Raw genomic sequence first — 13,610 nt, forward strand, 5'->3', positions numbered from 1 at the left:
TATTATATATTTTACCTATAAGCCATTTTTTATACTTTTCAAGGAGAACTCCCTTTAAGCTTTCATGAAACTAACGGGGGCAAACTAGGAAAACTTTTTAAAACTTTAGGACAGTAAAGCTTAAAGGGAGATGTAGTATGCAACTTTCAAAAGGTTCTTTATCGATAAGAGAATCATATGGGCAAGCAATGGCTGTAACTGCACCATTAGGAAGCGTTGTATCCACAACAACTGCAGCAATAGCTTATGCAGGAAAATCAGTCTTGTTTGCAACACTCCTAGCCTTTTTGGCGAGTTTGCTTTGGATGTTCACTTTGACAAAATATACTAAGAAAATTGCCTCTCCAGGAGGGTACTATACATTCGGATCAGCTGCATGGAGAAACAAGACCGTAGCCTACTATGAAGCTATAACTGAAGTAATAGCATACTCTTCACTAAACGCAGTAAATTCCTTCTCAGTTTACCTATTACTGAAAGTAACTTTTCAAATGTTAAATCTTGAATTGCCCGGCTATGTTCTCCCTCTCTCCCTTGTGATAGGACTAATTTATCCCACGCTCTCTTCAGTAATTCTACACATTAGAAAAGTGTTAGGATACATAGTTAGTATAAGTGCTACATTAGAAGTAATATTCTTATACGTTCTTTTCGGCTATGCAGTAGCCACGAGAGGATTTGATATAACATATTTATCCCCTATTGGAACGAATTTTAATAGTTTAGGTACCGCGATGGTTCTAACAATTGTCAGTATAGCAGGTGCAGGGGCTGCAACTTACTTAGGAGAGGAAACCAAAAAGCCTACCTCAACTATTACCACTGGAATAAAAATTGCTTATATCGTAGGAGGAGGAGCAATTTTAGCAGGTACTTATGCGTTAGTAGCCCTATGGAATGGACCTATACAGACCATCCAAAATTCACCACAACCCTTAATTCAGGAGTTATATCCAATTAGTTTCATCGTAATGCTCATCAGTCTAATATTATCTATAAACAGTTTACTTGCTTCAAACATAGGAACAACAGTAGGTGCTGCAAGAATCTTATTTAACCTTGCAAGAGAGAAGGCTATGCCAAAAGTATTTTCTAGATTAAACTCTGAGCGAGAGCCGCTTATAGCTACAGTGGTGGTCGGTTTAATTTCTGCTATATTTGCCCTTTCCTCTTTAACTTATACTGGATCAGCTGATGTAGCATTCACAGAGATTAGCTTCATATCAAGCTTATTCTGGTTAGCTGGAAGGATAGTTGATAATCTAGGTGCACCAGTGTTTTATTGGAGATTAAGAGAGTTAACTCCAAGAATATTAATCGTATTCCTAGGCTCCATTACTATTAACTTAGTTGGTATGATTGGATCTTTACAAGCACCAGACATGTTCCAGGCTGTTTACTTAATTTCCGTATTGGCTGCAGCTACGCTATGGTATATAGTTAAAGCCAGAAAAGGTATAGCAGGTAAATATCTTGTGGACGAAAATAATCAGTTGATCACAATGGAAGAGTACTTTGCAAAAGCGAGAAGCAAATAGTTTTTAGTATCTGATCACTTATTTTAATCTCAACAATATTTTGGTTAAATGACCTTTTGTAGTAGAATAAAGAAAAACATACTCTTCACATTAAAACCTAAGCTTGTCTATTTATATTACATTTTTTCACCTAAGTATTCAATTATACTTCTTATCCCAACCAATGCTCCAGCAATAGCCATAGCCATTGAAAGTACAAGTATCCATATGTTTTGAAATGATGAACCCAAATAATCAAACAAAATAGCCATAAATATAATACCCACCGCAAAAACAATCCTCTGTTTAGAGTTCATTAGTTAATAATCAATGAATAGTAGAATATTAATTTATGTGTGGAAAAAGGGGTTAAACTAATGTAGCCAGCATGCTACGTAATGACCCTCTTCCACTTCTTTAAGCTTAGGCTCTTCCTCTTTACACTTAGATAAGACAAAAGGACATCTAGGATAGAATACACATCCCTTCTCTGGTCTAATTAATTCTACCTTTACTTTAATTTCCTTTAGTTTACCTCTTAGGGATGGATCAATCTTAGGATATGCCTCTATAAGAGCTTGAGTATACGGATGTAATGGATTTCTGAAAATATCGCTTGCAGATCCGATTTCCATTATCTTACCTAGGTAAAGTATAGTTATCCTATCAGAGATTATCTTTGCTATCGGAAGCTCATGGGTAATCAGCATGAATGAAATATTCTTCCTTTCCCTCGCGTCCTTGATTATCTTTAGTATTTCCCCTTTGAGAGAGGCATCTAACATTGTAGTTGGTTCATCGGCTACAATATACTTAGGATTTAGTGCTATAGCTCTGGCTATACTAAGTCTTTGCCTCTGACCACCAGAAAGTTGATACACTCTATTCTCTAGTAATTCTAGGGGAAGCTCCACTAGATTCATTGCATCAGTAATACGCTTATCAATATCATCAATCTTTCTATATCTCAGAGGCATAGCTAACACATCATATACTCTCATTATAGGATCTATAGAAGAGTATGGATCTTGATATATCATTTGAACGTATCTACTAATTTCCTTAAACTTAGTCTTACTAAGCCTAAGCTCTTTATCATCAACTCTCAACTTGACTTCTCCTTCAGTAGGTTTTTGTAATCCAGTAGTTACTCTTCCTAACGTTGTCTTGCCTGATCCGCTTTCTCCAACTACTCCCATTATTTCCCTTTCCCTGATATTCATCGTTACATCGTCTAATGCCTTTACTAGGTTCTTCTTTCCAAATAATGATGACCTCTTAGTAAAGTATACTTTCAAGTTATTTATTTCAATAACACTATTAGTATAACCAGCAGGCAACCTCATCACCATCTTGAAAAGTTGTGAATTTTGGTTCTTGCTTAAAACATATTTCTTTTGCAAAAGGACATCGTGTATTAAATCTGCATCCGGTTGGTGGATTAGATAAATCTGGCATATATCCTGGTATACCGTTTATCATATCCTTATCCAATGTAGCTATAGAATTAACAAGTAATTGAGTATAAGGATGACGTGGTCTCTTAAAAATAACCTCTGAAGAACCACTTTCCATCATTTTACCTGCATATAATATGTAAAGTTTATCAGATATTTCTGATAGGAGAGCTAGATCGTGAGTTATAAAAATAATAGACAAATTATAATCTTTCCTTAACTGCTTCAATAAATTCACTATATACTCTTGCACAATAACATCAAGAGCTGTGGTAGGTTCATCCGCAATTACCAATTCAGGATTCAACGCTAAAGCCATAGCTATAAACGCCCTCTGCTTCTGACCACCTGATAGCTCATGAGGGTACTTCTCGGCAAGTATGGGATCCATGTTTACCATTCTGAAAAGCTCTTTCACTCTCTCTTCATAATCACCGTTCCAATTATGCAACTTTAGAACTTCAATTATCTGATCTTTAATCTTAAAAACTGGTGTAAATCCTGACATTGAGCCTTGAAATATCATCGAAATCTTCTTCCACCTATAATTTCTCCTGAAAGAGTCCTGATCTAATACAACAATATCTTCTCCGTTGTATAAAATCTGTCCTCCTGCAATAGCTCCTGGAGGTGGAACTAGTCTTATTATTGCGTAACCTATAGTACTTTTCCCTGAACCACTTTCACCTGCTAAACCAACTACTTCTCCCTTTTCCACATCAATTGATACGTCATCTACAGCCTTTATTATACCTCTTTTTGTATAGTAATACACCTTAAGACCCTTTACCTGTAGTAGAGGCGACACTACCTCTCACCCAGAGATAATCTCTCAATCGCAAAACCAATTAAAACGAAAGGTACGGCAACAATAACTATCATTGCGCCTGGGAATATAACCCACCACCACCATCCATTAACTTGAGCCTGATACGTATAGGCATCATCCAGCATACCTCCCCACGTTATCAATCCAGGTGGTGCTATTCCTAAAAATGCAAGCGTTTGCTCTAGCAGAACACCTGCAGGAACCCCCAATGCCATATATGCTATTGTGATCGGGACTAATCTAGGTAAAAAGTGGGTAAAGAATACTCTATATGATGGAATTCCTAATAACTTATCAACTTCAACGTAGCTATTTGACTTTATAGAGAGAGCAACTGATCTAGCGATTATTGCATAAAAAGGCCATGATAAAAACGCTATTAGTAATGCCTCTAATTCTATACTAGGTCTTGAAACGAAAGACACAGCTACGAGGAAAGGCAGTGCGGGTAGGGCTAAGAACACTAAAGTGACCCACTGTATAACAGAATCCTTATTTCCACCAAGGTAACCAGAGAGACCTCCCACTATAATTCCTATCAGTACAGAGATAACAGCTGTTAAAGCACCTATTTCTAAGGCATTTGGTAATCCAAGTAGAATGCCTAAGTCTAATGGTCTTCCAAAATAATCAGTCCCCATAAGACCATATGAATTCCCTAGCAGAGTTATTTTGCTATTTGAAGTGTTCATAGGTGATTTAGAAACCATGTAAACAACTACATTATACTTACCATTCTCCACGGCTGTAAAGTTAGTTTTGGCTGAATCAAATAGAGCTGTCACTAAAACATAAGTTGCTATCTTTTCCGGTACGGTACCTGACTTGGAAGATATGTAATTAATGATCGAATCCTTTATAGGTATTAGATCGAAGGGAACATTATAATACCCACTAGGTACGTTTATTTGAATTTTGTCACCATCTGGTTTTATCCAATACAACGACATAGAGAGAGGAGAGGAATTTGAAGAAATTATAAAATAAACGTCATTTGGAATTACCGACTTAGACCATTCAAAACTGAAATTAAGTTCAGTAATATAATACTGCCCTCCAGCGTAAGACACACTATTACTACTTGTAATTTGCTGAGTAGTAAAATATTGTCCAGAAAAGTAAGATAACCATGAAGGTGGAACATCAGGTGGATTTTGAGACCATACAGCAGGGTTAAACCATGAGTTATATACGTTAGATGGAACTGTTAAAGCAATGCCTGTAAAAACTAGTAAGACAGCTAGTATAATTAATCCTGCTAGCCCTATCTTGATCTTCAAGAACTCCTTTAAATAATAACTTAAACCCCTACTCTTCTGACTCAAATTATTCACCAACCTTTATCCTAGGATCTAGAATTCCATATACTAATTCCCCTAAAAATAATCCTAATAGTAGGACAATGGTTAAAACAAATGTAACACCTAATATAACAGGAATATCCTGCTGAAAGATAGCCTCATAGGTTAATAGACCAACACCAGGCCACTGGAAAACCACTTCCGTGGTTAAGCCGCCTGCAAATGACCCAGCAACTGCGAGTATCGATTGAGTTGCAATTGATGGGGAAGCCGTTCTTAACACATGCTTGAACAGTATTTTAGAGTTTGGGATGCCTCTTGCCTTTGCGGTTACCACGAAATCCTCCTTAAGCGTAGATGTGACTAAACTTCTTACTATGTACGCGAACCCTCCCACATTTACTATAAATACTGCTAACATAGGCAAAACCATATGATATAATACGTCTATTCCGTAAGAAAATGGATCTTTAGGAGGAGGAATAGAGTTCATTCCACCTGGAGGAAAAGCCTTTATACCATAAGCTAATCCAGCAATCAGGAGAAAACCTAACCACCACGTGGGTAGGCTTGAATGAATTACAGCTATAAACCCTATTATTTTTTCCCAAAATCTAGATTTAGCAGATAATAAGCCTATTAGGGTTCCTACGAAAATAAATATTAGAGTAGACGACGTAAATAACAATATTGTATTAGGTAAGTAATAGAATATTATATCACTTACTTGAGTGGATCCCGATGGAGCCTGCAAGAAATACGCTCTACCAAAATTAAAGGTCATAAGCTGATACATCTGTATGAAATATTTGGATATTATAGGCTGATTTAAGCCATAAGCTGCTATCAAACTATCTTTATACTGATCTACAGCCTGTCTTATCTGGCTTTGACTAAGATCATGAGAATATTTTACTAAAGTTTGCTGAAAAGTTGCTACCTCAGCATTTATGTTTTTAATTAAAACCTGCTGAATAACAGGGAATGTGAATATGTAGAGAATAGATAACGTTGCAATCAGAACTGAAAAATAAATTAATACCTTTTTAACCACGTAGGTTCCAAAACCCATTTACCTTCTCCTCAAAAGTACTACTGCTACAACAATAATTATTATCACTATTATTATGATACCGGCTATTAATAAGGTATTAGTGCCTCCTGCTGCAGTTGATGAAGACGGACTGGTTGATGATGAAGTAGAGGATGAAGTACTTGAAGACGTAGATGAACTTGTTGATGATGAAGTAGAGGATGAAGAGGGAGTAACAACAGCAGTATATGATGACGGAGATATTAAGATAGAGGTATTACTAAATGCAGTTACAGATATTGTATAAGCGCCTGGTTTTAGATTTGGAGGCAGCGTAAACGAGAAGCTTCCATCTGATCCAGAAGTTACGTTAGTCGTATATACCATCGTGCCGTTTGGTGCTAATACATTGATTATAACATTAACACCTGGAGCTGGGCTAGATGTGGTGGAACCTGAACTAACTGCTGTTACTGTTCCCGTCAACTGCTGACCTGGGCTTAATATGGGTGGTAATTGCAAATTCAAACTATATGAAACTGGTAAAGCGAATACTTGAGCTGGTAATTGCATATTGAAGTATGGACTTCTAACAATCTTAGCATAAGGTGGAGAGGAACTTGGATTCCATGCCACCAATATGAATGGTCCATCTCCTATTAAGGCATTACCATAAGTGTTTATGAAGTTAATAGCAGCAGTATACCCTGCCCTAGCAGTCTGATTATTAACTAAACTTACACCACTAAGGTTCTGCACTTTCAATAGATCCTGAGGTATGTAAGACATTTGCGCATAGCTGGACAACGCAGAGGATATATATCCTATATCAGTAGGATTAGTTAAATCTAACCAATCAATCCCTTTATTATTTGAGATTTGCCTAGACCATGCAGCTTTTCCGTCTGCTACTACCTTAGCCATAGCTACATATAACTGCCATGGGAAATATCCTTCTCCTTGACTAGCTCCAGCATAGCCCAACGTGTTAAATGAAGAAAATATACCTTCCGCTTCGACTACAGGGTCAAAGAACCAACCGTTACCCCATATCTCTATGGATGTAGAGTTAATCACCTTAAATCCTTTTATCAACTGAAGGGCTGGTCCATATACAGTGCCAGTTGCTGGATCATATATCGGGTTACTTGAATTTAATGACATTTCACAGGCAACAATGTACTGATATATTATATCTGCTAATGTTACAGGTTGTCCATCAGCCCATTTAGTACCATTCAATAACGGTGCTAAGTTGTAGATAACCGCAACTTGAGAGGTTGTATTTGGTGGTACATGACCTATGCTTTGAGTTGCAGGGTTCCACCATAAAGCATTAGTAGGAACTTCCACTATTTGGCTTGGAGATGAATTGACTATTTTATATGTGTACATAATTGGTATAGGATAGCCTGATCCAGGGACATACAAGAACTGAGGAGTGAACAGAGCAGCAGCTATCTCAACACTATATGCATCAGTAAAACCGGCTCCGGGATTTAGAGAACCTTGCGCTAAATATCGTACACCCACAGTAATATTAGGATATGAACCGTTCTTAATTGCTATATAAGTCTGGAAATTCAGGAGAGTGTTCTGGGCATAGCTTGGATATATACCAGTTATCTGTGGCTGGGCATATACTGGGATTGTACCTATTGCTATGGTCAATCTCACAGCCATCTGTATCCCTAGATTAACCAGTTCATTCTCTAATTGATAGTACTGCTGTTTACTGCTGAAGTTGGAGTTTATTAACTGCAACGAAATTTGATCTATTTCATTTGCCATTTTTGTTAAATCAGGAGATTGATATCGTGAATCATTAAAGGCACCGAATGAGGGATTATAAATTGAGGTAAAAGGCATATCACCACCAAATCCTGAATAAAGACCCTCACCTAATCCTGCATCATAATATGAGTATACTCCTCCCCATGCCTCTACTATTAAGTTCCATGTGGAGTTAGCAGGATCACTTCCATAAACGACAGTATTTTGTTTTGTCAGATCTCCCTCAATTCTTTGAACAGTAAAACCTAGTTTTTGTAGCTGACTAATTAAGTAATTCGAATATTGAGTTCTTACAACATCATCAGTTCTTACGAAAACATAAATCGTGATAGGCTTCCCCTTATAGTACCATTGACCATTTATATATTGTGCACCATGAGAAGTTAGAACTCTGTATATAGTCTCATTCGCATATGTGAAATTATAATGTACATTAGCGTATTGAGATAATGTAGGTTGTAAATATAGAGAGTCAGGTTCACCTACATATAGACTTAGACCAGGAATTCCATAACCACCCAGCACGTTATCTACGAAGTAACTTCTATTTAATATATAGTTTAGGGCAAACCTCACTTGTGTAAATTGGAATGGATTAAAGCCAAATGTAGTATTCAATGGGTTTATCAGTAATGTGTATAGAGTAGAGGGTTCTACATATGGTTTGGAACCAGAGGGCACAGTCTTGTAGAGTGATAATGGTATAGAAAATCCATAAAATCCTATCTGACCATTACCAAAAGCAACTGCACCATTTGCGTCGTTTCCCTGAAATGATATAAATGTTATAGATTCTGATTGCGGTGAGGAATATGTTTGCTGGGAAAAAGATACTAAAGTGAACAGAAAAGACGCTAAAAATACTGTTACTAAAACAAGACTTATACTCTTTCGCAAATTTTTCATAAATACTTCACCTTTAGTTTTACATTTACGATGATATATATAAATATTTTTATAATAATGGATTAGTAAGACTGATACGTTATAAAAAAACTGATATTTAAATTTAACAATTTATTATCTAATAGCATTTTTAATTAGGATTAATAGTTATCTGAATTTCTAGTTTTTATTATATTATGCAGTAACTCGCTAGTAAAAATTAGTAAGTTATTTAAACGCTAAATTAACACAATTCAGTTTGTTTACTCATTATTTAGTATGATTGAAGTAAATTAAGACATATCAAAAAAGAGAGACATAACCAAAGAATAAAGGCAAAAGGCTGAACAGTTATATACTTATAAGGTAAATAAAGTATTATAATGATGAGCTCGGACGTACCGAAATGTGAGGAAGGTCTTGAGTACTGATAAAATTCGTAAGGCTAACCTTTCAAAATAAGTTATTTAAGATTTTAGATTAAAAATTAATATTAAGTGAAAAGACAGATGCGACTTTTATAGAACTATGGATATATTATGTAAAGCGTCTTTTATATACTCTAGTTAGAAAGGAGGTAGAATCTTTAAGTCTTATACAAGTTTAGGACAATAGATGATTAAGCTAGCACGTAGTAAATAGAAGATATAGAGTAGCTGAGAAAATGACAGTCTCCAAAAACTGACAAATACTGTTAAACCACAAACATCTGACTTCCTCCCCGCCCTAAAGGGCGAGGCTTTCATCATTTTGTAAAATCCCTCAATTTAATCTCACGTTCTAGATAAGTAAGATTTCTCGCTAATACCAAAATCCGCATAATCCCCTCAGTCGTGTAAAATATACGTCCATTACCTTAGTTATCACAGGAGAACCAGTTTCTCCCTTATATATCCTGTACAACCCTTGTCTTTTTTCATTATCAGAAATTGGCACAACCATAATTCCTTTTTCCTTCATCTGTTGATACAGAACATATGGAAAAGTAGGTGAAGATGCCCAAACTATGATCTTATCATATGGGGATCCTGAAATGTAACCAAGGCTTCCGTCTCCAAAAATCAAATGAATACCATGGTACTCCTTAAGATTATTCTTTGCTAAATTGTACGCCTCCTCATCAAACTCAATTGTATATAGATTTTCCGCCCCTACTATCTCAGCCATTAATGCAGTATAATATCCACTCCCTGTACCAATCTCTAAGACCTTATCACTCTTCTTCAATTCTAAAAGATCCACCATTTTCACTCCTAATCCTAATGCAGTAGTATTATAATTTTTAGTAATTTGGATAGGCTGATCTATATGCTTGGGAGAATAAGCTATATCTGAATACTTAGCAGGAAGAAACTTCCTCCTGTCAAGTTTCATGAAAGCCTCCAGTACATCTGAATTTACAACTATAGTTGAGAGGTATTTTAGTATAGCTTCTTTTTCACTCGTACTCATGTATACCTCTTCAAGTTTTCTTTTAATTCTTGTACATTGTTCTCAGCTTTAAACATTACTGGAATATCCTCCTTTAGCGCAGCCTTAAAACTAATCAATAGCCATTGACCTATATCGAAATTTAACGTCCTGTCTACTAGAGAATCTGATATACCAAATGTATCGGATATCAGTTGCCTATCATAGGGTCTTGGCAAGGTGCTCACGAAATAGGTGTGTATCTGTTGTAGTACGTTTGTATTAAGGTAAGCCAATCTCTGCGTGCTTATCAAAGCGTGAAGATGATACTTTCTACCATGTCTAAGTAATTTTTCAACAGAGGACGAGGACTGCTCTGCGTAGTCTTTTTGTCTAGTCTCAAACGGTATAAATTCCTGAGCTTCGTCTAATACAAAAAGGATTACGGGTAAGGAAGAGTAAGCTCTCTTCCTCCTCATATATATATTTTCAATCAACAAATGGGTAACTAATCTAGCATCGTCTATATTAGGTGTCTCTACCACAAATAGCCTTGGTGAAGAGGGGTCTTGATCCAATATTTCAATAGCTAAGCTCTCTATATCGTACTCTTCCACCTCTGATGGTTTAACCTGGATATATGTCTTTATGGAAGATAAGAAGGTGAATATCACTGAGCCGTCTCTGACTCCTGCTTCTCTTGCTTTCTCTTCAGATTCTCTGAGCAGTGGGTTAATTGTCTCGTCTACAATATCGTCTTTAGTTAATTTACGTTCTCTCATAAGGTTATCGAGAGATTGAAGGAGAGCCATAAAGAGAGGCTTCTGGGATGTGGAAACATATTTGTCTTCTATCTGTGAACGTATCATTTCAATTAATGTACCATAATTAAGATAACTTATCCCCTGTGGGGGAATATATAGTCTTCTTAGTTTTTGGTCAGTATATAATTTGATAAAGCCTTTCCTTATAGATTCACGAACGTCCTCTAATTCTTCAGGTAAAACATGTGTCCTTAACAGCCTTTTTCCGGCATCTAATTCATTAGATGGTAACCTATCCAGGGTAACTAGTCTTGAATTTAAGGAGAGTAACTCATCTAAAAGAAGAATAGAATACTCCATTGAAACGTCTATTATTATGACTTTAAGGTCCTTGTATTTGTTTAAAGCCCTCCTAACTATTAATGAGGTTAAATTCGACTTACCTGATCCCGTGTATGCAAAAACCCCTATGTGGTAATTTATAGCCTTTAATAAGTTTACTTTAAGATCTATCTCCTCATTCACTGATTTACCTAATATTGTCCCTTCAGGATAAAATATGAATTTCTCTAGAGCTTCTGATGTGAAAAGTTTCACTTTTGAAGCAGGCAAGGGGGGTACATAGCCCTTTTTAAACTCAATCTTTCCATCCTCTTCCTTCATTATGTAACCAACAGGTGTTGCTATAACGTCAATCCAAGCTTGATTTGTATTCCACGTTTCCTCTATCCTTCTCATTATTTCGTTTCTTAACTCTGGGGGAATGGTACCATCTAGGTTTATCATCCCGAAATGTTGAGGAATGTAGTCAGTTATTTCTAAAATTAAATAAACACCTTTCCTTATGGTCTCTACAAGCAAAAGTTTTCCTACATCAATCTGTGTATCTGATGAGAAGGGAATCTCCACCATAAACGTTTTGAACGTTATAGTACCTCTTCCGTCTGCTGTTGGTCTTGTTATAGTTTTTATTTCCCTTAGCCTTCCATTAAGTTCTTTAAACAACATAATTATCCCTTTTTCCTTTTCCACTCAATAAAACTTCTGAATTCCCTGTAATTATTATAATTGTGAGCGATCAAATTTAGCGCTTTACTACCTTTATCCCTATAATATTTAGCAACCTTATCCACCAAGAATAATATATAATTGTATCCTAAAGCCTCTGGAATGGGCTCTTTGCCCAAAACATACAATAATGATAAAATATTTTGCCAGCTCCAATCTACTGTAACTTCCACAAGGAAAACCCAAGAAAAGCTAAATAGCTTAAAATATCCTCCTCTGATACCATCTCGTTCATAAGAGGATACGAGCCAAGGTGTTTCATGATTAATGTTGGGCACATTGGCGGGATCCTTTGCGATACTTATGATATTTTTACCTGTAAATTTATCAAATGTTAGCTTCCTATCTAGAAATATGAGATCGACATCTAATTTCTGAGCCTCATCATATTCCATTTTCCTCATAACATCTTCAGGATTACAGTCTTCGCATATGTTATCCTTGTACGAAATCTCCTTCACATTATATTCATTACCGCAAATTTCACCTTTTACTATACCCACTACAATGTAAGAAAGGTTTGCGACAGTATGGAAGCTACCGTCTATAGCCTTATAAGTTCCACACCAATTATTTTTTCCAAAAGTAGTATAAAGTACTGTGGCTGAATCACCATTATCAATCATCGCAGACGATCTCATTCCTGTAATTAGAGTATTCGTAGCTAAAAAACTTAGAGAGAGGGGTATGACACAGTCCAGGATAGCTACACTATTAGGTGTTAGTCAGCCAGCAATAAAGCAATACCTTGATGAGGATGAACAAGAGGAAGTTAACAAGATAAGGAAGATGGGATTAAATGAAGAGGAACTTTATGACGTCGTTAATAATGTAGTTGAACTTCTATTGAGGAATAACACTAAGTCTGCTATGTATTACATAACGGACTTTGGTTTAAGAGTATTAAATGAATTAAAACTGTGTAAATACCATAGAGAAATAAATAATCTAATACCGCAAGACTGTGACATATGCAAATTATTCTATCATAGTTCAGATGAAGAAATTATGGATATCGCAATTTCATTGATTCAAAATCCGATAGTAGCTCCCCTTATACCTCAGGTTCTAAGTAATATTGCCTATGCAGAACAGAATGCTAAGAACGAAGACGATGTAATTGCAATTCCTGGTAGAATCACAAGAGTTCTGGGAGTACCTACACCTGCCTCAAAACCAATGAGGGGAGCTAGTAAGCATTTATCTAGAATTCTCTTGGGTATAATAAGAAAAAGAGGAGAGATAAGGGCTGTAATGAACATAAAATACGATGAGACCTTGAAAACTGTTTTCGGTCAACTAAAGCTTAAAGTAGTTTACGTTGGACCTCATGATTACGCTACAAATGAAGATATAACAAAGGAAATTGTAGACGCATTTACTGATGATGCTGACTGTGTAGTTCATTTAGGAGGAAAAAATATTGAGGCTAATACTTATGTCTTTGGACGAGATCCTATCGATGTGACAAAAAAAGTTCTTAATATCGCAAGGAAGTACAGGGAATTAACTGAAAATGAATAATGTTGGAGTAATACCACGTCTTATGTAC

Annotated in this window: 11 protein-coding genes; 2 read left to right on the top strand and 9 right to left on the bottom strand. The window is 36.1% G+C overall.

All coding sequences use genetic code 11. The annotated features are described in order from the left end of the window. The first annotated feature begins 137 nt into the window (after nt 1-137). Nucleotides 138-1,538: an amino acid permease gene (locus tag SUSAZ_02180; protein AHC50915.1), complete on the top strand. Its 1,401-nt coding sequence runs from the start codon at nt 138-140 to the stop codon at nt 1,536-1,538. Between the two features lie 116 nt (nt 1,539-1,654). Here SUSAZ_02180 and SUSAZ_02185 read toward each other — a convergent pair whose 3' ends face one another. From SUSAZ_02185 to SUSAZ_02225, 9 genes are all read right to left on the bottom strand, one after another. Continuing rightward, nucleotides 1,655-1,834, bottom strand: coding sequence for a hypothetical protein (locus SUSAZ_02185; protein ID AHC50916.1), 180 nt, complete (start codon nt 1,832-1,834; stop codon nt 1,655-1,657). Between the two features lie 57 nt (nt 1,835-1,891). Beyond that, a complete protein-coding gene (locus SUSAZ_02190; GenBank protein ID AHC50917.1) occupies nt 1,892-2,869 on the bottom strand; it encodes a peptide ABC transporter ATPase in 978 nt (325 codons plus the stop codon). After that, complete coding sequence (locus SUSAZ_02195) at nt 2,838-3,782, bottom strand: peptide ABC transporter ATPase (protein AHC50918.1); 945 nt, start codon at nt 3,780-3,782, stop codon at nt 2,838-2,840. The genes SUSAZ_02190 and SUSAZ_02195 overlap by 32 nt, the downstream gene beginning before the upstream one ends. Further along, nucleotides 3,782-5,128 carry a peptide ABC transporter permease gene (locus SUSAZ_02200; protein AHC50919.1) on the bottom strand — a complete coding sequence of 449 codons (1,347 nt, stop codon included), beginning with the start codon at nt 5,126-5,128 and terminating at the stop codon, nt 3,782-3,784. Before SUSAZ_02200 ends, SUSAZ_02195 begins: the two co-directional genes overlap by 1 nt. Before the next feature lies 1 nt (nt 5,129). Next, the gene (locus SUSAZ_02205) at nt 5,130-6,176 is read right to left on the bottom strand and encodes a peptide ABC transporter permease (GenBank protein AHC50920.1); all 1,047 of its coding nucleotides are present in this window, start codon (nt 6,174-6,176) and stop codon (nt 5,130-5,132) included. Next, nucleotides 6,177-8,837 (bottom strand): peptide ABC transporter substrate-binding protein, encoded by a 2,661-nt coding sequence (locus tag SUSAZ_02210; protein AHC50921.1) that lies wholly within the window; start codon nt 8,835-8,837, stop codon nt 6,177-6,179. A 780-nt stretch (nt 8,838-9,617) separates the two neighbouring features. Further along, nucleotides 9,618-10,268 (bottom strand): protein-L-isoaspartate O-methyltransferase, encoded by a 651-nt coding sequence (locus SUSAZ_02215; protein ID AHC50922.1) that lies wholly within the window; start codon nt 10,266-10,268, stop codon nt 9,618-9,620. Next, entirely contained in the window at nt 10,265-11,998 is a 1,734-nt protein-coding gene (locus SUSAZ_02220; GenBank protein ID AHC50923.1) for an ATPase, read from the bottom strand. The genes SUSAZ_02215 and SUSAZ_02220 overlap by 4 nt, the downstream gene beginning before the upstream one ends. Before the next feature lie 2 nt (nt 11,999-12,000). Then, a complete protein-coding gene (locus SUSAZ_02225) occupies nt 12,001-12,684 on the bottom strand; it encodes a hypothetical protein (GenBank protein ID AHC50924.1) in 684 nt (227 codons plus the stop codon). Between SUSAZ_02225 and SUSAZ_02230 the strand changes: the two genes are divergently transcribed. Continuing rightward, nucleotides 12,659-13,582: a transcriptional regulator gene (locus SUSAZ_02230; GenBank protein AHC50925.1), complete on the top strand. Its 924-nt coding sequence runs from the start codon at nt 12,659-12,661 to the stop codon at nt 13,580-13,582. The genes SUSAZ_02225 and SUSAZ_02230 overlap by 26 nt on opposite strands. Nucleotides 13,583-13,610 lie beyond the last annotated feature (28 nt).

The sequence above is a fragment of the Sulfolobus acidocaldarius SUSAZ genome (genome assembly GCA_000508305.1).
In the GTDB taxonomy this organism is placed as follows: domain Archaea; phylum Thermoproteota; class Thermoprotei_A; order Sulfolobales; family Sulfolobaceae; genus Sulfolobus; species Sulfolobus acidocaldarius_A.